This is a genomic window from Mycobacterium sp. URHB0021 (genome assembly GCF_054057895.1).
The window spans coordinates 2,888,235-2,911,392 of sequence record NZ_JBSRZT010000002.1; the positions used below are offsets into that span (position 1 = coordinate 2,888,235).

The 23,158-nt window shown below is 61.9% G+C and carries 16 protein-coding genes and 6 pseudogenes; 12 read left to right on the top strand and 10 right to left on the bottom strand.

The features are described 5' to 3' along the window. Nucleotides 1–754: 754 nt before the first annotated feature. The 3 genes from ACVWWN_RS16490 to ACVWWN_RS16500 all read right to left on the bottom strand — a co-directional run bounded on the left by ACVWWN_RS16490 (nt 755) and on the right by ACVWWN_RS16500 (nt 2,067). Nucleotides 755–1,021, bottom strand: coding sequence for an integrase core domain-containing protein (locus ACVWWN_RS16490; protein WP_457144837.1), 267 nt, complete (start codon nt 1,019–1,021; stop codon nt 755–757). Between the two features lie 96 nt (nt 1,022–1,117). Continuing rightward, a complete protein-coding gene (locus tag ACVWWN_RS16495; RefSeq protein ID WP_457144838.1) occupies nt 1,118–1,642 on the bottom strand; it encodes an IS3 family transposase in 525 nt (174 codons plus the stop codon). Then, on the bottom strand, nt 1,639–2,067 hold the full coding sequence (locus ACVWWN_RS16500) for a transposase (RefSeq protein WP_457144839.1): 429 nt from the start codon (nt 2,065–2,067) through the stop codon (nt 1,639–1,641). The genes ACVWWN_RS16495 and ACVWWN_RS16500 overlap by 4 nt, the downstream gene beginning before the upstream one ends. 269 nt (nt 2,068–2,336) lie before the next feature. On the opposite strand from ACVWWN_RS16500, the gene ACVWWN_RS16505 reads away from it, so the two are divergent. Further along, nucleotides 2,337–3,035 carry a response regulator gene (locus ACVWWN_RS16505; RefSeq protein WP_457144840.1) on the top strand — a complete coding sequence of 233 codons (699 nt, stop codon included), beginning with the start codon at nt 2,337–2,339 and terminating at the stop codon, nt 3,033–3,035. Between the two features lie 244 nt (nt 3,036–3,279). Here the strand turns inward: ACVWWN_RS16505 and ACVWWN_RS16510 are convergent, their stop codons facing one another. After that, nucleotides 3,280–3,627 carry a cytochrome P450 gene (locus tag ACVWWN_RS16510; protein ID WP_457144841.1) on the bottom strand — a complete coding sequence of 116 codons (348 nt, stop codon included), beginning with the start codon at nt 3,625–3,627 and terminating at the stop codon, nt 3,280–3,282. A gap of 735 nt (nt 3,628–4,362) precedes the next feature. Here ACVWWN_RS16510 and ACVWWN_RS16515 point away from each other — a divergent pair. Next, nucleotides 4,363–4,728: a transposase gene (locus ACVWWN_RS16515; protein WP_457149157.1), complete on the top strand. Its 366-nt coding sequence runs from the start codon at nt 4,363–4,365 to the stop codon at nt 4,726–4,728. 52 nt (nt 4,729–4,780) lie between these two features. Further along, nucleotides 4,781–5,113, top strand: coding sequence for an IS3 family transposase (locus ACVWWN_RS16520; protein WP_457144842.1), 333 nt, complete (start codon nt 4,781–4,783; stop codon nt 5,111–5,113). A gap of 327 nt (nt 5,114–5,440) precedes the next feature. Here ACVWWN_RS16520 and ACVWWN_RS16525 read toward each other — a convergent pair. Further along, nucleotides 5,441–5,746 (bottom strand): annotated as a pseudogene (locus ACVWWN_RS16525) (integrase core domain-containing protein); the annotation flags it as partial. A gap of 303 nt (nt 5,747–6,049) precedes the next feature. Further along, nucleotides 6,050–6,688 carry a sigma-70 family RNA polymerase sigma factor gene (locus ACVWWN_RS16530; protein ID WP_457144843.1) on the bottom strand — a complete coding sequence of 213 codons (639 nt, stop codon included), beginning with the start codon at nt 6,686–6,688 and terminating at the stop codon, nt 6,050–6,052. A 118-nt stretch (nt 6,689–6,806) separates the two neighbouring features. Between ACVWWN_RS16530 and ACVWWN_RS16535 the strand changes: the two are divergent. The 3 genes and pseudogenes from ACVWWN_RS16535 to ACVWWN_RS16545 form a co-directional block, all read left to right on the top strand. After that, nucleotides 6,807–6,992: pseudogene (locus tag ACVWWN_RS16535) on the top strand (LysR family transcriptional regulator); the annotation flags it as partial. A gap of 592 nt (nt 6,993–7,584) precedes the next feature. After that, a complete protein-coding gene (locus ACVWWN_RS16540) occupies nt 7,585–8,784 on the top strand; it encodes a branched-chain amino acid ABC transporter substrate-binding protein (protein ID WP_457149158.1) in 1,200 nt (399 codons plus the stop codon). Between the two features lie 341 nt (nt 8,785–9,125). Next, nucleotides 9,126–10,403, top strand: a complete 1,278-nt coding sequence (locus ACVWWN_RS16545; RefSeq protein ID WP_457144844.1) for an ammonium transporter — start codon at nt 9,126–9,128, stop codon at nt 10,401–10,403. Nucleotides 10,404–11,736: 1,333 nt separating this feature from the next. Here the strand turns inward: ACVWWN_RS16545 and ACVWWN_RS16550 are convergent. Together ACVWWN_RS16550 and ACVWWN_RS16555 are read right to left on the bottom strand one after the other, a co-directional pair. Then, nucleotides 11,737–12,837 carry a UbiD family decarboxylase domain-containing protein gene (locus ACVWWN_RS16550; RefSeq protein WP_457149159.1) on the bottom strand — a complete coding sequence of 367 codons (1,101 nt, stop codon included), beginning with the start codon at nt 12,835–12,837 and terminating at the stop codon, nt 11,737–11,739. A gap of 14 nt (nt 12,838–12,851) precedes the next feature. Then, nucleotides 12,852–13,321 (bottom strand): annotated as a pseudogene (locus ACVWWN_RS16555) (UbiX family flavin prenyltransferase); the annotation flags it as partial. 84 nt (nt 13,322–13,405) lie between these two features. On the opposite strand from ACVWWN_RS16555, the gene ACVWWN_RS16560 reads away from it, so the two are divergent. Continuing rightward, nucleotides 13,406–13,831, top strand: coding sequence for a MarR family winged helix-turn-helix transcriptional regulator (locus ACVWWN_RS16560; protein WP_457144845.1), 426 nt, complete (start codon nt 13,406–13,408; stop codon nt 13,829–13,831). A gap of 1,215 nt (nt 13,832–15,046) precedes the next feature. Here ACVWWN_RS16560 and ACVWWN_RS16565 read toward each other — a convergent pair. Then, nucleotides 15,047–15,916 (bottom strand): TIGR03620 family F420-dependent LLM class oxidoreductase, encoded by an 870-nt coding sequence (locus ACVWWN_RS16565; RefSeq protein WP_457144846.1) that lies wholly within the window; start codon nt 15,914–15,916, stop codon nt 15,047–15,049. 357 nt (nt 15,917–16,273) lie between these two features. Between ACVWWN_RS16565 and ACVWWN_RS16570 the strand changes: the two are divergent. Beyond that, nucleotides 16,274–17,312: pseudogene (locus tag ACVWWN_RS16570) on the top strand (MsnO8 family LLM class oxidoreductase). A 432-nt stretch (nt 17,313–17,744) separates the two neighbouring features. On the opposite strand, the pseudogene ACVWWN_RS16575 reads toward ACVWWN_RS16570, so the two are convergent. Then, nucleotides 17,745–17,870: pseudogene (locus ACVWWN_RS16575) on the bottom strand (IS256 family transposase); the annotation flags it as partial. A 4-nt stretch (nt 17,871–17,874) separates the two neighbouring features. Here ACVWWN_RS16575 and ACVWWN_RS16580 point away from each other — a divergent pair. The 4 genes and pseudogenes from ACVWWN_RS16580 to ACVWWN_RS16595 all read left to right on the top strand — a co-directional run. Further along, a pseudogene (locus ACVWWN_RS16580) lies at nt 17,875–18,263 on the top strand (integrase core domain-containing protein); the annotation flags it as partial. Nucleotides 18,264–19,359: 1,096 nt separating this feature from the next. Next, a complete protein-coding gene (locus ACVWWN_RS16585; RefSeq protein WP_457144847.1) occupies nt 19,360–19,962 on the top strand; it encodes a GNAT family N-acetyltransferase in 603 nt (200 codons plus the stop codon). An 846-nt stretch (nt 19,963–20,808) separates the two neighbouring features. After that, on the top strand, nt 20,809–22,155 hold the full coding sequence (locus tag ACVWWN_RS16590; RefSeq protein ID WP_457144848.1) for an APC family permease: 1,347 nt from the start codon (nt 20,809–20,811) through the stop codon (nt 22,153–22,155). Between the two features lie 87 nt (nt 22,156–22,242). Next, nucleotides 22,243–23,100, top strand: coding sequence for an SDR family oxidoreductase (locus tag ACVWWN_RS16595; protein WP_457144849.1), 858 nt, complete (start codon nt 22,243–22,245; stop codon nt 23,098–23,100). Nucleotides 23,101–23,158: the final 58 nt, after the last annotated feature.

Below are 23,158 nucleotides of genomic sequence, written 5' to 3' on the forward strand. Positions count from 1 at the left end.
TCCAATCCGGCCAGCGACCTGACCAATATCTTGTTGATCTCAGCGGGCGTTCCTGAGCGAGCCTGTGGCCCGCCCCGTCGATCATCACTTCGCGGTAGTCACCCGATACAACGTCATGGATGCGGTTGTGTGGTCTACAGGACAGTGTCGGTTCTACGCGCCGCGGATGAACAATGACGGCACGGCGATCGTTGCGGCCGGTGTCGTCTCGGTCGGCTCCCAGTTGCGGTCCCGACACCGGTACCAATACAGCGGCGCGGGAAGCCGCTTCGGGTGATTCGTCGACGTAGCGGTCGAACTCCTGTGCCGTCATCCAGTCCGGCAAGCCACCCACCTCGGGATCCGGTCCGGGCAGCCCTCCGACACAGGATCACGGAAGCCTGTCCAGGACAACACTTCCCATTTCACGGATGTGAAGGACGCCTTATTAGTTGATAGGCGTGTTGAAAGCTGTCGGGGTCACGTGGTGTTGGTGGGGGATTGGGGTGGTCTTTGGATGTGTGGGTTCGTCGCCGGCAACTCCGACCTGCGGCGGGAGTCACGTTGATGCCAGTGGTGTGGGGAACAGCGGTCTGCCGTGATCTGCCCGCGGGGTATAGACGATGATCTAATCAGCCTCATTTGACTAGATCTGAGACTGCCGCTGGACATGACGACGATATGCGGTCTTCGGCAATAACCGTCGGGCTTGAGCAGCACGGTGCGTCATGCTCGATCCGGCGTTTTGAGGTTCCCCCGAAAAGTGGACAGGGGATTATGCGGCTTGGGTGGCCGCGTCCAGTGATTGTTCATAGGCGATGGGGCTGAGCATTCCCATCACCGAATGACGCCTTTGAGTGTTGTAAAGGTGCATCCACTTGTCGACTGCTGCAACGCCTTCCGCCCCGGTCGCGAAGGTGTGACGGTAGTAGTACTCATGTTTGAACGTCGACCACAGCGATTCGGCACCGCTGTTGTCCCAGCAGACTCCGGCGGCACCCATCGAGCGTCGCAGCCCGGCATCTGTGCAGGCCTGGGCCATTGCCCGTGCAGTGTATTGACCAGGTTCAACCGGTCGACGCAACACCTCAACGATGGAGGTGCTTCCGATGGGGCGACCACCGAACTACACTCGAGTTCACGACACCGAGTTGCGACGACCAGTTGAATCCGCCTTGGGTTCCGCGGTCGGAATGCATGATCGTGTCACCGACATGGCCGCCGCGTGCCGCGACCGCCTGGGCCAGCGCGTCGGTACCAGCTCGGTGAGCATGTGATCGGCCACCGACCAGCCGAGCACCCGTTTGGAGTGCTCGTCGCGGAGCGCGCATAAATGCATGTCGCCCTCACCGCACGTCAGGAACGTGATGTCCGAGCTCCACACGGCGTCGGGGCGGCCCTGATCGAAGCGACGCTCGACCAGATCGGGCGGAAACGACGCAGTCGGATCAACCACAGTGGTGCGCACTTTGAACGTGCGCGGGCTGATCCCGGCCAGCCCGATCTCGGCCATGATCTTGGCGACTGTCCTTTCTGAGATCTTCTCACCGGCGGCACGCAGGTCTGCGGTGATCCGCGGCGAGCCGTACACCCCACTGGAGTCGCGGTGATGGTCGATGATCTTCACGGTCAGGTCGGCCTTTCGTTGCTCTCGATCAGTCATTGTGTTGTTACCGAACGCTTCGCGCGCTTGTAGTAGCCGGAGGTGGACCCCTGCAGCAGTAGTGCCATTCGGGTGATCGCGGTGGTCGCGCACTCTGCGGCCATCAGCTCGAACCGGTCTACTTCGGTTGGCTGGCGGCAAAGTACGCCGAGGCTTTTTTTCAGGAACGCGATGTCTTTCTTCTGCTCGGCGACCTGCTTGCGAAGACGCGCCAGCTGGGTGCTCTCCAGCGGCGTCAGCGGCACGTCGTCCCAGGCTGCGGCAGCCTCCACACGGCGGCGCTCCTCAGCAACCCACCGTCCCAGCAGACCCTCGTTCACGCCAAGCCCGTGAGCGACCTCAGCGATCGTGCGGCCGGAATCGATCACCCGATGGGCGGCCTCGACCTTGTACTCGGTCGTGAAAGACCGGCGGGTTCGGGACATAGTGACATCCTTCCAGCGGGACCATTCATCCCGCTATCTCGATGTCCACCATTCGGGGGGAGCCTCAGGGTGGGTGTTGTGGGGTGTGGCTGCCGGTGTCGGTTGCTGCTGATTGCTGATCGCAATTCGTTGTGGCGGCCGATCCCGAATCCAGCAACATCTGTTAGCGGGAATTAATGCGGACCGTAGCAGCGTTATGGTCGTCGCAGACAGGGATGCTTGATCGCGGGCCGGGTCATCCGGTGCTAGGAGGAACGTTGGTTGTCGCAATGCAACCAGTTGCGCACACCGCTGCGCGTGACGACCGCGGACAGGTCGCCAGCGCGCTCAGCGTGGTCATCGCTGATGATGATGTCTTGCTGCGGGAGGGGTTGGCCAGCCTGTTGGCCCGATCGGGTTTGACCGTGGTGGGTAAGGCCGGCGATAGCGTCGGGGTGCTGTCGCTGGTGCGCGCACACCAGCCGGACCTGGTCGTGGTCGATATCCAGATGCCACCCACGCACAGCACCGAGGGCCTGGCCGCGGCCAAGGTGATCCGGCAACACTCGCCCGACACCGCGATCCTGGTGCTCTCGGCACGCGCTGAGGCCGAGCACGCGATGGAGCTGGCTAGCCAGCCGGCGATCGGTTACCTACTCAAAAGCCGCGTCACCGACATCGCCGAGTTCCTCGACACGCTGCGACACGTCGCCGGTGGGGCGACGGTCTTCGATGCCGCACTCGTGCAGGAGTTGTTGTCGGCGCCTCAGCGTATTGACCCGTTAGCGGGGCTGAGTGCCCGTGAACAACAGGTGATGGAGTTGATGGCCCAGGGGCGCTCAAACGCCGCCATCGCCCGACAACTGGGGGTCACCCACGGCACCGTGGAAAAACATGTCCGCAGTATTATGGCCAAGCTCGGCCTGGCCGACACCGACGACTATCACCGCCGGGTCCAGGCGGTGCTCACCTTCCTGCAGGCTCGCTAAGCGAAATGCGCAGTTGCCGTGTGATGTGGGCGGTGGGTGGGTGGCTAAAGGGCGTTGCGTTCGGTGTGGCGTCTGCTGAATTGAGGGTGACGGCTGATCATGTCAGTGAAGTGAGTTCGAGCGTCAGTGCGGGTCCACAATTGATTAGCTGCGATCTGCCGCCGGGCCCATTCGGTGTGCGCCGTCGAGATGGTCCGGCACACGGTTCATATGTCGAAAGCAATGGGGAGGCTTATCGGCCCGCCTAGGCCGACTGGCGGTTCCACGGCGCCGGACCGTTGCGGCGGGGATTCGAAATCCGGTGGGTGACTGTCTTGAGGGCTTCGGCGATTTCCACTCGTGCCAGGTTGGTGCCCAGGCAGTAGTGGACGCCTGCGCCGAATGTGAGGATGGGTGGCAGTCCCTGGTGGGTGATGTCCAAGCGGTTGGCGTCTTCGTAGATCGCGGGATCACGGTTGGCCGCGGCGGTATTCGCGACGATGACGGTGCCGGTTGGGATGACGACGCCGGCCAGCTCGACGTCCTTGGCGGCGATGCGGAGGGCGGTGCTCGAGGTCGGGGAGTGGCGCATCGTCTCATCGACTGCGGCCAAAGCGAGGGTCTCCTCTGTGCGGACTGTGAGGCTGACGCGGCAGTCGCCTTACCGCGGCCAGGTACGCGCGTCGGGTGCCGGCGGTCGTTGGATCAGCGCTCCTTCGACACGCATAATCGCAGTTGTCCGCCCGTGCACACATCGGCGGTGGTGCCGTCGCGGAACTTGTTCTGTAAGAGCATATTCTAGCCCGACTGCGGATTTCATATTCCTGGCGGTGCCGGAGCGGTAGAGAGGATGCGCCCGAGAATCGAGAACATCGCCGACGAGCTCCTCGACGAGATCGACACCACCGCACCGGTAAACATCATCGACGCTTACGCGGGTCCACTTCGCGTCGGGTCATCAGCAAGCTACTCGGCGTACCTGTCATCTATCAGAGCCGCTTTCAGAATGTACTGAAGCCGCTCCTCAACACGTCCAGCCGCGAGGGAAAAGATGTCGCCGCGACAGAGCTGACCACCATGTTTTGTCGAATTAATCAGCGAGAAGCGCCATCAACCCCGCACCGACCTGATGAGCGCACTGATCGAGGCGAACGACGTCCGACGGGGCCCCGATACAGCAAATTCGCTGTAGGTCCCCGGACCGCTGTGCAAACGAGTCCAGAAGTTCGTCGTCATGGCTGTGTGACGGGACCCCGTGAAGTGGCACACGCGATCTGTACCCGTGTTGGTGGTCCACCGTTGTGAGAGTTGAGGGCGGAGTGATCATCGGGGAGGTCACATGTCCCGTATGTATTCGTCGTCGGTGCGCCGGCAAATCGTTGCGCGGCTGCGGTCGGGTGAACCGGTCGCCATGGTCGCGGCAGAGACAGGGGTCTGCCAGGCCACGCTTTTTCGGTGGAAGCGCCAGGCACTTATCGATGCTGGCGTGATCGCCGGCATCCCCAGCGTGGAGGCTGACGATCTCGCCGCAGCCCACGAGCGCATCGCTGCGCTGGAGGCTGAGTTGGCGTTGACGCGGGACGCATGTGAACTACTCGACGCTGCGGCGGTGGTGCCCCCAAAACGCCGACGCGTGATCGCTGAAAGGCTGATCGCGCGAGGACATTCGGCCCGGTCCGCCTGTCGGATAACGGGATTAACGCGCTCATTATGAGCAATACCACCGGCGCCGCCGTGTCCCCGACCGTGAGGTGAGGCGGCTCATTGTGGCCGAAACGATCACCGAGATCCACCAGCGTTCTCGCGGCACCTACGGGCGCCGACGGGTCCGCGCCGCGCTGCTGGCCGACTACGACATGAACGTCAACCACAAGCTGGTCAACTCGATCATGTCTGAACAAGGTCTGCACGGTCGGCCGCGCCCAGGGCGGCGAAAGCCTAACCTGATCGGTGTCGACACCCCGGTTGACCTGGTCGGCCGGCGGTTCGCCGCCACCCGGCCCAACGAACTGTGGCGCACGGACATCACCGAGCACCCCGCACCTTCTCCACGCCCGCTGACACCGCGCTGGTCAACAACGCGGTCAACATGGGTGTGAACAACCGACCGCGGAGTGGCCCAACGATTCTGCATGCCGACCACGGCACCCAGTTCACGTCCTGGAGCTTCGGGGAGAACATGCGGCGATGAGCCTGCTCGGCTCGCTCGGCACCGTGGGCGACTGCTTCGATAACGCCGCCATGGAGTCGTTCTGGGCACGGATGCAGGTCGAGTTGCTCAACACCCGCAGATGGGCCACCACCATCACAGCTACCTCGGTAACATCAGCCCAACAGAGTTCGGGACGCTCTGGACGTCCACCCATTCGATCCCTCAACTCGCATAACCACGGCTCGAAAACACATCAACGGCGAACGAGAGTCGTTCATTGGTGGGTACAGGTGGCAGCGTAGCGGGCTGGCGGTTGGTAACCTAGCGATGGGTGTCGGCGGTGGTGGTTGTAGTCGTACTTCCCGTCGGTGATGACCATGCGGGCCTGGGCCAGTGACCAGAAGCTGTTGATGTTGAGGCATTCGTCGCGGATGCGGGAGTTGAACGATTCGACATAGCCGTTGCGCCACGGCTCGCCGGGCAGGATGAAATGCAGCCCCACGTAGCCGGCTGTCCAGTCAGCGGTTGCGCTGCCGGCTAATGCGGGTTCGTTTTCGCACCGAAGCATTGCCGGCGCACAATCTCCTCGGGACTGTGCCTCTTCCTCGTCGCCATGACCTTGTCGAGCCTTCCTGCCACAACGTGGGCCGCAAGACTCTCCTCCACCCTCGATGAACCAACCGTGGGTCAGGCCACCTGTGCCAGAAATCGCATTTAGTAACGGGTACTCAACCCCAGATCGTCATCGCGATGTTTAACCCCTGATGCGGTCCCAGTTGATGAGGTCGCCGCAACAAGCCGCCAGCGTGTGATGTCCTGCGCGGAGACTCACTGCCGGTTGAGAAGTCGGGTTCGGTGTGGTTCGGTTTTGGGGTAGGTGTGGTTATGCTGCTGTGGTTTGCGCGTGATGCGTATTGCGTAGGTATCCGCGAGATGTTGCAACGTCGATTAGCAGTTCGCGCAGGTGGTGGCGTGCGCGGTGAAGGCGCGACATCGCGGTTCCGAGTGGCCAATTCATGATTTCTGCAATGTCTTTGTATCGCAGGCCCTCGACGTCGGCGTAATAGACAACGATCCGTTGCTCAACCGGTAGGCATTGGAGGGCGGCGACGATTTCGTCATCAGCCATCCTCAGCAGCGCCTGTAGCTCGGCCGAACGCAACTCGATGGGTGAGTGCGCGGCATCGGCCATCAGCTGTGCGTCGGTCACCCCGTCTGCCAGGACTTCGAGAGGGCGGCGCTGCTTGGTTCGGTACGAGTTGATCCAGGTGTTCGTCATGATGCGGTACAACCACGCTTTGACGTTGGTTCCCTCACGGAATCGGTCGAACCCGGCGTAGGCCTTGAGCATCGTCTCTTGTACGAGGTCTTCGGCGTCGGCGTGGCTGGTGGTGTACCTGCGGGCGGCGCGGTACAGCTGGTCCAGTAGCGGCAGTGTGGCCTGTTCGAAGCGGACCCTGAGGTCCTCGGCCGTCGAGCCGTCTTGTGGGTGGGCCGGTGAAGTGTTAACGGGTGGAACCATTTTCGTCACCTCTCGGGCGTTGTATGTAGGGACTACCTATATGCCACCAGGATCGAACTATCATGTCCAATGAGTACTTCTGATCGACGTCATCTATATATGGGATAGGAGGCGAGTTGTGGAACTGAGGCAGCTGGAATACTTCATCGCGGTGGCAGGCGAGATGAACTTTTCGCGGGCCGCGCAGCGGGCCCATGTGGTGCAGTCGGCACTGTCAACATCTGTCGCCAAGCTCGAAAAGGAGCTGGGGGTAGATCTTTTCGACCGCTCACGCCAACAGATCAGAATCACCCCGGCGAGAGAGCATGGACGCGGAACGACTCTCCTGGATGTATACCCCTGTTGGCGCGATCGCACCGCCGCCTGTGTCGACGGCGAAGTGGACCGTGTCTCCCCTGATGAGTTGGCTGTTGGCGGTCGGGTCGATCTGGACGATGTGGTGGTGATTGGGGATTTTGGTGGTCGACTCGCTGAATGCTTTCGGTGAACTCTGCAGCCGTACGAAATGTCGATCGGTCGACGGCGACCGCGCGCGTATCGGCGATGTTGTGATCGGTGTTCCGTTCGGCGAAGTACGGCTGGAGGGACGATTCTCGGCACGCTTCGCGTTATCACCGTTACGCCTGCATTGAACCGTTGATAACAATTCGTATTGGGTATCGCGGACGCGCAGTGGGGCCCATGCATCAGGCATTTGTTCGTCGAAGGAGGTCCCCGTGTCAGCTAACGGCTGTTCTGGCAGAAGGTGGTTTGTGCCCCGATTGGAGATGTTGGCCGGTCGTGGTGCGCATCGTGGTGTTGCGCTGAGTGAGCGGCGGCTGGTGGGGTGCGCGGGCGCCAGGCCGGATGTGTGCAGCCGTAGTTTCTTGCCGACGAGGGGGCGAAGGCAGTTGAGGGTGTTTCGGTGGGGCGGTGTGCAGGTGGCCGTGGTGGCATTGGGTGTTCTTGTCGGGGTGAGCGGTTGTCAGCAGGCTCAATCAGGACAGGCCGGAGCCGATCTGAAGATCGTCGCCCTCACCCAGATCAGTCGCGATGGAGACCGGGACACGCCGGCGCCCACCGTCGTGCCGGCCGATCCCGCCGATGGTGCCGGCGCGCACTGCGCCGCAGTCTCCATCGCCGTGCTGGCGCCGCTGACCGGGCCCGACGCGGCACTAGGCGCCAACGTGAACGATGGTGCGCAGCTCGCGATCAACGAACACAACGCGGCCAACCCTGCGTGTGCTGTCACGCTGAAACCCTTCGATACCGAGGGTGATCCACAGAAAGCGGCGGGGATCGCCCTGCAGGTCGTCGACGACCCGGCCATCATCGGGGTGATCGGTCCGGGCAACTCGGGTGAGGTCCGGGTTGTCCAACAGGTCTTTGAGCAGGCTGGCGTGGTCGCAGCGACTCCGTCGGCCACCAACGCGGCTCTCGCGCGAAACAACTGGCGTACGTTCATCAGGGGGCTGGGCAACGATGAGGTACAGGGTCCGTCCGTGGCGGGCTATCTGAGGAACACGCTGGGCGCCAAGCGAATCTGTGTCGTCGATGACAGCACCGACTACGGCCTCGGGTTGGCCAAAGCCGTCGCCGGCCGACTCGGTCCAGCCGCCATCGGCGATTGCACGGTGGAAGTCAAGCGTGGCGACAAGGACTTCTCGGCGGCGGTCACCCAGATCAAGAACTCACAACCGGACGCCGTCTTCTACGGCGGCTACTACGCCGAGGCTGCGATCCTGGTCCACCAGCTGCGTGACGCCGGTGTCGAGGCAACGTTCGCCTCTGGTGATGCCAGCAACGATGTCGAGTTCGTCAAGCAGGCCGGTGACGCCGCCATGAATGCGCTGCTGTCTTGTCCATGCGCGCCAGCGGCCGGCGCGTTCGGCGACCGCTACCAGAAGGCGTTCTCCCGGCCAGCAGGCACCTACAGCGCCGAGAGTTATGACTTGGCAACCATCATGGTCAAAGGCATCGACGCCGGACAAGTCACCCGCCCCGCCCTACTCGACTACATCCACCACTACCACGGCCAGGGCGTTGCGCGCACGTACCAATGGGACCCCAACGGCGAACTCACCGACACGCGGATCTGGATATACAAAGTGCAGTGAACGCCAGCTATCGACATGGAATTGGCATGACGGCTCGGCGTGGGATGCGGTCAGCCGACATTTCGCGAACCCGGCCGCCCCATTTACGCACCGACCCTGCCCGAACGCGGGACCGGATCCCGTAGACAGCTCGGACACCAGGAAGTCGCGCAGTCCGTCGCCGATCTCATCGTCAACCGAGACATCACTGACTCGGTACTGATCGGCCGAGAGCGGAATATGTGCGTGGAGAGTTGATTAACGACGTCCGTTTCGGCGTTAACACTCATGTCGGAGACTGCTGCGGTGCTCGCGGTAGTGGCTTTGCTCTGCTCCGGCTGTGATCACTCCAGGAGATGTAAATGGATACAGGAACCACAGCGTTCATGCTGTGTTGCATCATCGGCCTGACGCTGATGATTCCCGGGCTCGCGCTGTTCTACGGCGGGATGGTGTCCGTCAAGAGCTCGACCAACATGATGATGATGACGTTCGGCGCCTGCGCCGTCGTCGGCGTTCTATGGGTGTTGTTCGGTTTCTCGATGACGTTCGGCACCTCATACGGCGGATTCGTCGGCAGCTTCACCGAATTCGCGGGCATGAAGGACCTGCTCGACGCGAACGCCACTATCAGTGGGCTGCCGGTCAGCCTGTTCGCCTTGTTCCAAGCGCTTTTCGCGGCCATCACCGTCGCCCTGATCTCGGGCGCGGCCGCGGACCGGATGAAGTTCGGCGCGTGGATGGTCTTCGCCGCGGTGTGGGCGGTGTTGGTGTACTTCCCCGTCGCGCACTGGGTCTTCGCATTCGACGGTGTGGTGACCGGGGATTCCGTCGGCGGCTGGATCGCCAACAAGCTCAAGGCCATTGACTTCGCCGGTGGTACCGCCGTCCACATCAACGCCGGCGCCGCCGCCCTGGCGGTTGCCATCGTGCTCGGCAAGTCCGCCCTGTGGGGCCAGCTGCGCAAGCCGCACAATGTGCCGTTGACGCTGCTCGGCGCGGGCCTGCTCTGGGCCGGCTGGTACGCGTTCAACGGTGGCTCGGCGCTGGCCGCGGGTAATTCCGCGGCGATCGTCATGGTCACCACATTCGTGGCCACGTGCGCGGCGACCCTGTCCTGGATCGCCGTGGAGAAGATCAAGGATGGCCACGTCACCGGCGTGGGTGCGGCCTCCGGCGCGATCACCGGACTGGTCGCCATCACACCCGCGTGCGGGTCGATCACGCCCGTCGGCGCGATCATCCTCGGTCTGATCGCGGGCGCCATCTGTGTCTACGCCGTCGGACTCAAGGAGCGCTTCGGTTACGACGACAGCCTCGACGTGGTCGGCGTGCACCTCGTCGGCGGCGTGGTCGGCACCCTGCTGATCGGCTTCCTCGCCAGCGACAGCATGCCGAACGCGACCAACGGCCTGTTCTACGGCGGCGGCTTCGACCAGCTCTGGCGGCAGGCCGTCGCAGCGGGCGCGGTGATGATCTACTCGTTCGTCGTCGCGTACATCATCGCGTTCGCGATCAAGAAGACGATGGGCATCCGCATCTCGCCCGATGAGGAGAAGGCGGGCATCGACGCCACCTTCCACCGCGAGGCATCGTACGAACTGCAACCTGCGCAAACCAGTGTCGGTATTGCGATTTGAGGCGTCGGTGAGCCCAACGCGCTGCGATCGTGGCTAAACAGTTTGTCCCCGACAGTAAGGGCCGGGCTCGTACCTGGCGGTCTCGGTATGCGCCTGGGAGCCAAGCGGTATGCCCGAGCCCGAAGACCGGCCATCAACGAGACACTTACTTTTACTGGCATCCACCAGTCAGCGTTCGACCGCTCCCGTGTTTAAAATTTCCGAGAGGCACCACTCGGTGTCGGCGGCTCCGCACCCGTTGTCGGGAACAGAGGGCTGACTTTCTCAGAGTCGTGCGGCTTGTAATAGCGCAGTGATTTTCGGTGCCACGTTGTTGCGAACCGGGCGCGGCATTGCTGGGACCCGGCAAGTTCACGAGGATCAGCCACTTGCGGGTGCGTGTCGGTCATGTCCGCGCGACTGCAAGCCAGGAGTGAGGCGTTGCGAGAGGTGCTCGGCATTCCAGCTGGCGCCCTGCAAGCTCGGCAATGAACCGAACGCGAAGGCACGAGACTTGATATCTCGAACTGTGTGATGTTTTCAGGCGCCGCGGGTGTCCTATAGCCAGAAGACGCAACCGGGTTCGCATCTATTGCAATTCAGAGGGTTCAAGTTTAGCGGAGACGTTACGCGTCGTGGAGCTCACTGTGATGAGTTATGTCGGCGCCGGAGGCAGTCGGCCGGTTCTCGGCAGCTACATTGAAACGTTCGCTGGTCTTCGCGACGAGAGTTTCTGATGATTGTGGTCCAGCCAGCTGACATCGGAGCCCGACTTGTTGCCCCTGCTCGTGGAGGCATTGGGGGAAGTCGAGGGTATCGAGATCGGCAGCGCGGTGGTGCCAGTCCAGGTTTAGCACGCGTCCCAGCTGGTCCCGCGCGCCTTAGTTGTCATCCAGATCGCCGGTGGAGTGCTCAAATTGGGCCTCGGGGTGCACCACGACTTGTTGTCCGAACAGCTGTGGGGCATCTCGTTCGACAAGCCGGTGGGCCTGATGCGCGAAAGCTAGACGGATACAGCCGCTCCTGGCCGGCACGCCCGTCGAAGCAGTGGGTGACATGCCGAGCTATCTGTTGCGGGCTCCCGCGTTGCGTGTGCAGCTCGGCCATCAATTCGCATAGAGCGGGGTTGTCGTCGATCCGCCGCCGATGACCACGAGCTCTGCGTTGGACTCCCAGCGGTAAGCTTCAAACGGCCGGTAGGTGCCGTCGTGGCGGCTGTTGCGGCGCAACTCCCTCCGACCGCCCCCAGAAAACCCCCCGAACTACCTGTTCACTTTTCGACCGGAACACAGGATCTTGTGTGCATTGAAGGATGGTCTGCTCGAGTGAGATCCGACCGCGTAGTTGGCGGTGGCTAACGCTCCCGTGAGGTTTCGAGGGCGCTGAATCCGTATTCCGCCCAGCGTTCGATTATCGTGCGCTGCACGTCGGTTGGATAGGAGGTGGTGAATCGCGCGGCGATTCCATGTGTGTGCCCGGTGGTGAGTTGCTCGGGCTGAAGCAGACTCGTGACGGATTTTCCGCCACGATCGTTGGCGCGGTCGTCGTCGGTGAGGTACGGCACCAGCGGGAACCCGGGGGCATCGCGGAACGCGTATTCGCTGATGCCGGGCCGGTAGCGCGTGGCCATGGCCCACACGAGTTGGTCGATGTCGGTGATGTCGACGTCGTCGGCCACCAGCAGAACTTTCGGTACCAGCCATCCGGCGTGCGAGTTGAATAGGACCTCCGCGACCTGAAAGACCAGGCTCTGCTCTGTGATTGGGCGCCTACGGAGCGCGGCTAGGTCGATGGAGATGGCGATCCAGCAGGTCGCGGCCTCGTAGGGGCACCAGGCGAAGTTGACCGGTAGGCCGGCGCGGCGCAGCAAGTCCAGCGCAGAGGCGGAGATCATGGTGCCCCAGATGGTGTGGTTCTCCTCCGGTGGCATACCCGCGACGCAGAACGGCAGGATCGGGCCGTCGCGGTGGGTGATCGCTTCGACGTGGAAGATCGCACCGGGCTTGCTTTCGTCGAACTGGTAGCCGTGATACTCGCCCATCGGGCCTTCGAGGTCGGTCGCCGTGGGATCGATGTACCCTTCGACGACTATCTCGGCATTCGCGGGGACCATCAGGTCGTGGAGTGCGGCCTTGGTCACCTCCACGCCTTCGCCCACGAGCGCGCCGACGTAGCCGTCCTCGTTCACCCCGTCGGGGAGCGGCATCCCCGCCGCAGCGATGGCGGCGGGCGGCGCGCCGAGCACGAAGGCCCATGGCGTGGGCTTCCCGAGCTTCGCCCACTGCTGGTGGATTATGCCGAGGTGCTGGGTCGGTATCGTCGGCCCCACCAACGACCGGCTGTCCCGTAGCATCAGCCGGCTGATCGACCAGCTTGTCCAAGATCGGTCCGGTGTCTGCACGACGTGCATTCCGTAGGTGCCGAAGTACCGGCCGCCGTCCTGCTGGTGCAGCATCGGCACGCCGAGGTGATGGTGGACGGCTCGTTGTAGAACGCGGGCACGGGCGGGTAGATCACGGCTCCCGTGCGACTGAGTTCGAGCATGTTCTCCAAGTGCATTGACGACAGCGGAGTTTCGCGGGTGACGAGCACGAGCTTGCGCCGCTCCTTGAGCGTGACGTCGGCGGCGCGACTGATCAGCGAGTCGGTGAATCCGATCCGGATGCTCGCGAGCGTTTTCATGCTGCACGGCACCACGATCATTCCGTCGGTGCGAAAGGAACCGCTGGAGATGGTGGCCGCCTGATCGTCGGGCTTGTAACCCACGGTCGCGAGTGCGGAGACCTCCGCGGACTCATGCCGGTCTCGTGCTGCAACGTTGCGCGGGCCCACCGACTGATCACCAGATGTGTTTCCACATCAATCGCTCGCAATGCTTCGAGCAGCCGCACGCAGATCGGGGCGCCGGTCGCGCCCGTCATGCCGATGACCAACCTCATCTGTGATGACCCTTCAATTACTCCGTACACGTCCTTTTGATAGTATGTATACGTCCTATAGTGGTGTCAACCTTGGAGGAATCCATGTCGCAGATCCGCTCGGTGCTGGACGGGCCCGGCCCGCTGGCTCGGCGCCTGTATCAGCGCCATACCCGGTTGTGGCACGAGAACGTGGATCCCAGGTTTTCCGGACCGCAGTTCACCGTGCTGGCCGAGCTCACCGAGCGGGGGGAACTCGACCACTCGGCGCTCGTCGAGTTCGCACACCTCGACAAGTCGACCCTGACCCCGCTCTTGAGAAGATTGGAAGAACGCGGCCTGATTACCGTTGCGCGGGACGACTACGACCATCGCCGCAAGCTGATCGCCGTCACCCATGACGGAGGCGCCGTCGTGAATCGGCTCGCACCATTGGCGGCGGCGGTCAGCGACGAACTACTCTTGGGCCTGACAGCGGACGACCGTTCGAGACTCCTCGCCCTGCTTCGTCGCGCCGTTGACCGCGCGTAACGCGTTGTGACGGCATGGCCTAAGTCTGCTACGCGCCCGCGTCCCTCTTGTCTCGCACCTCTGTCAGGCCGGCGAGTGTCAGCGTTCCGAGCAGGCGTCCCGCGGAGTCGGGCTCGACGTCCATCCTGACGCTGTGGTTGGGGGCTGCCGGGGCGCGCTTTGTGCGAGCACGGAAATTCCTGGTGGACAGAGGTGACCACGCGTCAGCGCCGATCGGCCCGGCATCGTAGGTCGACCTCCATGGCACCGATCGAATCCAAACACGATGTGCCGCAGGGTGCGCGATGCCCAGGCCCGAGTGAACCATGCAGGTCCAAAACGCTAATCCGACAATTGGAAGTCAGGGTGGCCTTCCTAGGAGCCGGGCAAACGCTCCGCGCGGTCAGCGAGTGGAAAGCAGAACGGCACGCGCAAGTCCGACTGGCAGCCGACCGACACCGCGGAGCAACGCCTGGAAGGCGTTGGCGCGGAGGCGTGATCGCCGTGACACCGTGGTAGCCATCGCTCAGCCGGGCGGCTGCAGCGCGAAGCTCGTCGGCAAGTATCTCAAAGAACTTCCAAGCCGTTGCGGGCTGTATCTGTGCCCGGTGCGGGACGGGTGCTCGCGCCGGGTCTTGGGCTGAGCGGTCGAGGACCACATGCATACCGATTTGGTCGACTCCGCACTGTTGATGGCGGTCGCGATGCGTGGGGAGCTCCCCGGGTCAGGTCATCTTTGACGTCGAGAGGGGTACTCAGATCACTCGCTGTCGGGTGTGTGAACAAAGCGGGAATTGGCTCCGGCGGGTCAACGGCGCGCTCCGGCGTGAGCCGATGCCACACGGTGTCGACGTTCGTCATCGTCGAGTCGGGAGGCGCCCAACGCGGATGTGGCCCAGAAGTGTGGACGGTGTTGAGCGATTCTGGGCCGGTGCGCCACCGGGGCTCGAGACGCGCTATGGCACACTAATCGGCGCGATGATGGCATACGCAGAAAACTCAAGAACACCAGGATCGAGGCCAGTGTGGAGGCTGACACGATCGGCCAGGCGCTGACCACTAGGCGGTACCGCGCACGCCACCTAATTGGGCGGGACGCGATACTGCGCGGATCGATCTTCCAGAAAATCGAAAACGGTTACACGGCAGTCAACTTACCGTTTCTTCTCGACTTGGCCTGAGTGCTGCGATGTAAATCATCACCGGCCCACCAGGCGAGACCAGCGGTTCAGCGCCTCAGCGCACATCAGCGATCGCCGCTAGTTCACGCCATTCGCGAAGGGGGAGCTCGGAAGCGGCTCCGAGGACGTGCAGTGCGACGTGGTTGGCGCCGGCGCGGTAATAGGCATGCACTCGCGCCGCTATCGCGTCAAGGTCTCCCCAGGCGGTGATGGCGTCGATTAGCCGTTCGCTTGGACCATCGGTGAGATCGTCATCCGCGAAGCCCTGTGTCCGCAGGCATGAATTGTAGCTGGGCATCCCGATGAACTGGCCCAGCCATTGACGTGCTGCCGCGTGGGCGTCGTGTCGGTCGCGGGTGAATACCACGGGGAGATAGGGCGCAAGCAAGTTTTCCGCACCGATCGCGGATCTGGTCTTGGCGCAGTAGTCTGGCGTGACCAAGAATGGGTGGGTTCCCAGGGTGCGGTGCACGGCAAGGTCGACCATCTGTGGGCCCATGGCGGCCAGGATCCGGTCAGCGACATCGACAGATGGTTGGGCCGCGTCGAGTGCGTCGAGGTAGACGCTCATTTCGGCGATCGGGCGAAAGGCGTTCCTGCCTCCAATCCGCTGCGCGGCTTCTTCATTGCTGATCCCTAGTCCGAGCAGAAATCGGTGTCCGTAGTCGGCCTGCAGTCGGGCGTGTTCTGCGGCCAGGTGTGCTGCGTCGTACCCCCAGACGCCGATCACCCCGGTCGCTACCGCGAGCCGGGTAGTTGCTTGCAGCTGGCGTTCGACAGCCTCGAGTATTCCCGCCCCGTCAAGGCCGGGCAGCCACACCGCGCCGAAGCCGAGATCGTCCAGTTCGGCGGCGGCTTCACGAGTTTCTGGTGAGTCCCCGAAGCGCAGTTCTGTCGTCCACACACCAAGGTGTCCTATGTCCACGTTACCCGCCTTCGTTCCTTCGTTGAGTCCTACGATCCAATCAGCCGAACATCGAGATTCGTGAAGTTGTCACGTCATCGTGCCAGCTAGACCAAACGGTACATGATATGTCACGTAAACGCGAGAACGTCTCTACTGCAATGGTTTGCCGCACTGCCGATCGGTCAAGCCTCTCTAAACAGGCAGCTCACTGTTCACATAGCGGGGGGTCGGGGATTGCAACTTGGCTCAACTGGTCAACAAAGTTGTTCAAGCCAATGTCGGACGGGCAGCTTGCGGACCTGGCAGCTGCAGTGACCCGGGTAGCGGAATCAACAGCGGCGGAATAACGCTGATAAGCGATGCGTCGAGACAGTTGTGCGACTCTCTGTGCTTGATCTCGTTCATGTCCGGACAGACCAATCCAGCCGGGACGCGGTGGCCGCCTCAATTCGCCTAGCCGAGGTCGCCGATCGGATGGGCTATACGCGGTTCTGGACCGGTGAGCATCACAACACGCCGTTCATGGCGTCCACTAGTCCGGCGGTGATGATTGCACACCTCGCCGCACGGACAGCACAGATCCGCCTCGGATCGGGCGGTGTGCTGCTCCCGAATCACCAACCACTGGTTGTGGCCGAACAATTCGCGTTATTGGAGGCCCTTGCGCCTGGCCGTATCGACCTCGGCATCGGCCGCGCGACGGGTAGCGACGATGCCTTGGTGGTTGCAGCACTGCGGGGGAGTCACCCCGGCATCACCGCCCCAGATGCCTTTGCCGGCGACCTCGAGGAGGTGGCGGCGCTGATGACAGCAGGAGGTGTGCACCACGCGTCGGGGGAGGAGCATGGTGTGTTGGCGGCGACTCCGATGCCGATGAGCACGCCACCGCTTTGGCTCCTCGGTTCCTCGGCATCCTCAGCGCAGTTGGCCGCATCGATGGGTCTGCCGTATGTGTATGCACACCACTTCGGCAGGGGCAATACGCAGGAAGCCCTCGCGCTGTATCGTTCACAATTCACTCCCAGCTCGCTCAATCCTGAGCCGACAACAATGCTGACCGTGACTGCAGTGGTCGCCCCAACACGCAGCGAGGCCGAAGCTTTGTTGTTACCAGCGCTTCGGTTGTTGAACCTTCGGGCTCTTGCGGACCCGCCGCCCGGTCGCGTCGAACTCGTCGAGGATGCCCGAGAAGGACCCGTGCTACAGAGCTCAGCACCGGCTGAGGCCATCAGGTCGCGTGCCATCATCGGAGCGCCGAAGGAGGCGGCAGACCAATTGCACTCCCTGGCAGCAGAATACGATATAGACGAGGTGATGTTGTGCCCTTTGGGCTCCGAGCGGCGTGGTACATACCCCCCCGACTTCACCAGCCAGGGAGATGACGCTCAAGATGCTGGCGCAAGAACTACTCTGAGGTCCCGTGCTGCCATCCGTACCCGCGTCGGCCGCGATGGCGCTTGTGACACCGATCGGTCTCTGACTGCGGGATCGCGGCCGTTACCGGGAGCTGTAAGGAAGCTACGTAAAGTACGCCGTCTCATATCTAGAGAAACGAGACACCGCTATGCGGCACAGACGGCGGTCGCAGTTCGCCAGGTCTTGGCGTCTCATTTCTTGTCTCACACGCGTGGCTCAGATCTCCAATGTCGGAGGGCAATGTGACAGTAGCTGGTAGGCAGCGATTCATGGGTACGCGCGGGTGAGCACTTTGAGCCAGATCTCGATGCGCAACTCGCCATTGGCATTTGTTAGTTGCCGGTCGGGGCGATCCGGCCGTTAACGTCAACGGCAACCGAAACCTGACCAACTGACCGCAAGCCGCGCAATGGTCAGTATTCAGCTGCCGCCGGCTATTGAAGGTAATTGCGATCGCGTTGAGTGCGGGCCTCCGTCTCATTGCCTCTCCTGCCCTACCTCGCCCGGTCGGATCCAGCGATCGGGTCACGAGATAGAGGCAATTTATTCGGGCTTGGCCCCTCGCGATCGAGGTCGATCGCTCCATCGACGGCGACGGTGTCGTCGATGTCTTGGATCGATTGGTTCTGCAACATGGGGCGCCGCACTACGTGCGCTTCGACAACGGTCCCGAGTTCGTGGCACATGCGGTGAGTGATTGGTGCCGAATCAACCGAGCCGGTTCACTTTTCATCGATCCCGGCTCGCCGTGGCAGAACGCCTGGATCGAATCGTTCAACGGCCGGCTAGCGACGAGCTGCTCAACTCGTGGCGCTTCGACTCGCTGCTGGAAGCCCGGGTGATCATCGAAGACTGGCGCTGCGACTACAACGCCAGTCGCCCCCACTCTGCCCACGGCGAGCTCACACCAGCCGAGTTCGCTCTACAGTGGACCACGACCCAACCCAAGCCGCATAGCGACTGGACCACCAATCGGGCCCTCAGACCAGCGGGATATCTTTACCGATCTGGTCCGAGTACTTGGCCGATTCACATCGAAAGAGGTTGCAAGGCAGCCGCGTCACGCAAGTTTCGTGATAGCACGATCCCAAACCTGGTGGTCTCTGGCGGACGTTACGAATCTGGTTCGAACGCAGTTACCACCGCCGACACCTGCAAGCGCGTCTCGTCCGCACAACCGATACTGTCTTCTACCTATCAGCAGGGCGAGGCGTGCTCTCTTGTTTGTTAGTTGACGACGCCGGCGAGTCGTGAACCGCGGTCGAAGATGGTCCTCTACGCACAACGCCAATGGCGTTGTATCGAGCTACACATAGTTGTCCTGGTGTCGAAAAATGCACTCAGCTAATCTTCGGAGATACCACTGAGATACCCGAACACATCTTAGTGCCACAGGTGTCAAGTGTCGGTTGCGGCGATCCACTGTGCGGCCCATCTGATGTAACCCATGCAGAAGCCGGTCCGCGCTGCCGCTGATCCCATCCCCGGGAAAAACTGAAGGGGGCTCAAAACCTGCAAGGGTGCGTCGGACGTGTGTTAGATCACAGTCGCACGCGGATATCAACGGTACGCGCGTGAGTTATCACTAATATCCGTTAATCATTAATATGACGCGGTTTTCGAGAAAGGGAACAGCGGGTGTTACGAGCAATGTGGCATGATGCCGACGTAGTGGCCGGCCGCCGGTGGGTCCGCGAAATAAGGGAAGCGAGCACGCTGGATGGTCGGCGATACTCGGAGGGGGTCGGCGGTGACGGTGTCGATGACATCGCGGCGCTGCACACAAATGTAAAAAACGACTACTCTGCCTGCGTTATCTCGTGGGATCATGCGCGTCCGGTAACACCGAGAAGATGTAGGTCTTGGATAAAGCACTCGCGCGTATACGGCGTCAAATGCCTTCGTGTTGCTAACGGTTCGGTGATGCGATCGACCCTGTTGAGCAACACTGACATCACCGTCGACGCGATCGTTAAGAGCGCCTGCGTAGTCATCGGCGAACAAGCTGCCGGAAACAAAGACGGCCGCCCGTGAAATCTAAAACGATGACCGTGCGTTCTGCGCGTAAGGGCGACATCACCGAGCTGTCGAAGGCACTTGCACGCGCGTTTAATGACGACCCCGTCATGACCTGGATCCTGCCGACTGCCCGCGCACGATCGAGGCGGCTTCGACCGATGTTCGCCACGATGACCCGCCACCACTTCCTTGCCGGGGGCGGCGTTGAGGTGGCCGTTGTCGACGATAAAACCATCTTGGGGGCGACTCTTTGGGATCCGCCAGGACAGTGGAAGCAGTCTGCCCGCGAGGAGCGTCGCATGATGCCTGCCTTTACATGGGCATTTCGGTTGCGCGTACCAGTTGTTGAAGAGATCTTTCAGGTGCTGAAGCAGAATCATCCCGAGGAGCCGCACTGGTATCTCGGATTCATCGGCAGTGATCCCACGATTCGGGGGATGGGCTTCGGACTTGCGCTGATGCGCTCCGGGCTCGATCGCTGCGATGCCGAGCATGCTCCGGCCTACCTTGAATCGAGCAATCGAGAGAATGTGCCCTATTATCAACGGTTCGGGTTCGAGGTCATGGGGCAGCTCAAGATTCCCGGCGGTGGTCCGACGATGTGGCCGATGTGGCGAGACCCACGCTAGCCGCTGGGGTGACCGTCATGAACTGCTAGAAAACAGGCCAAGGTGCTGCAGTGCGTATAGTCGCGGCGCTTCGCTGATGTTGATCTGGAGCTGGCGCGCTGCGTCCGGCCAACGCTCATCCGAGCCGGATGGGCGGTGGTCGAGTCCTGAGAGGCTCTCCAGGCGGGCCCGCGGAGCTACCTGGTGGCGACCGAAGACAACGTCATGCCGCGTGAACGGGGTGCCCAGGTACCGATGGACGCCGAGCAATTTGAAGGTGCGCGGGATGTTGCAAGAGGCCCCGTTTAGTCACCGGATATCTTCGCCAATCCTGCTGGCCCCCTTGAAAAGCGATCCCGACGCGATCTGGGTGCCGTCGCAGCGGCATGGATACGACCTGACAAAGAGTCGCCTGAGTAATTTTGGAGTGAAATTGTCACACCGCCGCAAACTCCGCGTTGTTGCATACCATTTGCCACCGGAAGCCTGGAATCGTCCGGATAGAACCGAAACACTTCGAGGCGTCAATGCTTTGGCATCGTACTCGAGTCTAACCATGAGACTGCCACTCTTGGTAGGACGCCAATCTGGACGAGAGCCGCGTTGCCGGAAACTATTGGTGCCACCCAATAGCGGCGCAGTGACGACACAACCGTCGGACATCGCGGTCCAACACCATCTATCTGGGAGTAACGAACCATCGATGATGTTGCGCTCAACACCTGCCTTCGGCGCTAACCCGTCGACCAACCTGAACAGAAAGGATTCCTCTTCGTGATCGCTGGCAGAATCGAGCCTAGTGACGCAACTGGGCGGTACGCACCGCGCCGATTAACAGCTGGGCTCGGCTCCGGCGCCATCGCGTTGATGGTCTTGGCAGCGGCTGCACCGCTGGCGGTCGTCGCTGGGACGGTCCCGGTGGGTATCGCGGCGGGCAACGGCGCTGCCTATCCCGGTTCTTACGTTGTGTGCACCGCCGTGCTGCTGATGTTCTCCGTCGGGTTCACAACAATGGCCAGGCACGTCCCGAGAGCGGGCGCGTTTTTTACCTACATCGCCTATGGTCTTGGCAGACACATAGGCCTTGGTGCGGCGTTTCTGGCGCTGGTTTCCTATACTGCGATACAGGGGGCGGTGTACGGTTACATCGGTGCCTCAATCAATAGCGTGGTCACCTCCCACGGCGGACCGCAGTTGCCGTGGTACGCCTACGCCCTGGTGATGATGGTCGCTGTATCGACCCTCGGCTACCGAAACATTGAGCAGTCAGGCAAGGTCCTGGGCGTTCTGATGTTCTGCGAGATCGCCATCGTGGCCGTCATTGATGCCGCAGTGATAAGTCGTGGCGGTGCCAACGGATTATCCACCGCTGCAATACATCCCGGAAATTTTATTGCCGGCGCACCCGGTATCGCACTGATCTTTGCGATCTCCGGATACATCGGCTTCGAAGCCACGGTGGTCTTTCGGGACGAAGTTCGCGACCCGGAGCACACACTGCCCCGCGCCACTTACCTAGCCGTGCTGTTCATCGGCGCTTTCTATGCTGTGGCAAGCTGGGCAATCGTCACCGCATGGGGTGACGACGGCGCGGTGAAGCTGGCCACCACCAATCCGACGGGCATGATCACCGAGACCGCGACCCGGTATGTCGGATTCGTGGCCGGTGATCTCGTCCAGATCTTGGTGATCACGAGCCTTTTCGCGGCGCTGCTGTCATTTCACAACGTGTTGGCGCGATACATCTTCACCCTGGGTAATGCCGCCGCGCTGCCCTCCTGGTGCGGCCGTTCACATGTCGAGCACGCATCTCCACACATCGCCTCTGTCGTGCAAACCGGTTCTGCGCTGGTGCTGATCGTGGCATCGGCGCTTGCCGGACTCGATCCCGTCACCGAAGTCTTCACCTGGTTGGCGGCGATTTCGTCGGTGGGCGTTCTCGCACTTATGACCTTGGCGTCGATCGCGGTCGTGGTGTATTTCCGGCGCACCCGATTCAGCAGCAAGATATGGCACACTTTGATCGCGCCGGTGCTCAGTGTGGTTGGTCTCACAGTGCTATTGGTAATGACCGCGCTGAACCTACCGCTGCTGGTCGGCGGATCAACCACTGTGGCCGCCTTGATGGGTGCGCTTCTGGTTGCTGCCTTCGCCACCGGTGCCGCCGTCGGGGTATATCAGCCACACGCCGGGCGAGACTACAAGCCGATTTGACTATCACCTCCGATGTGCAACAGCTTTCCCAGTTCGGCCACTCCTTAAGTGCCGTCCTATTGTTTCGACTCCTGATGAAGGACTAGCATGACTTCTGATACTTCTGATACTTCTGAATCGCGCAATCGTCGCTGGTTCGTGACCGGCGCCTCGAGCGGATTGGGCCGCGCCATCGTCGAACGCGCCCTCGCTGATGGTGACAACGTCGTCGCCGGTGTCCGAAAACCTTTGGCTCTCAGAGACTTAGAGTCACGCTATCCCAACGCGCTCAAACTGGAAGTGCTTGACGTGTGCGACCTGGCAGCAACCAGCACTACCATCGCTCGCGTCCTTCGAAGCGGCCCGATTGATATTGTCGTGAACAACGCTGGGTACGGGGTGATCGGAGCAGCCGAGGAGATCACCGAGCAGCAGATCGATGACCAACTCCGGACATTGCTCCGTGGGCCGATCGCGATCACTCGGGGATTTCTACCCGCAATGCGTCGGCAACGAGCCGGACACATCATCCAGATGTCCAGCTTTTGCGGACAAGTGGCTGTTCCCGCAGCCAGCATGTATAGCGCCGCCAAGTGGGGGCTGGAGGGTTTCAGTGAGTCGGTTGCACTGGAGGTCAAGGAATTCGGAATCGCTGTGACCATCGTCGAGCCCGGTGGGCATCGCACCGGTTTCACCAAAGCGCTTGACTTCGCCCCTCCTCTGGCCGCCTACCGCGACGGGCCTGTTGCCGAATTCCGTCGAATCGCCGGCGCCGAAGACACCTATACCGGGGACCCGGCAGAGGTCGCATCGAGAATCATTGAAGTGACCCGTATGTCAGAGCCACCCCTTCGACTGGTGATCGGAAGGGACGCGTACATGGCCATCGATAGCTCATTGCATGATCGCTTGCACGCTTTGTCGCAATGCCGTGAATCAAGCGGTTCGATACAGGACGCCATCTAAGGCAATGCCGCACACAGCGCCTCCAGCGCTCTGGGTGACGCGGAAAGGAAGTCAATAC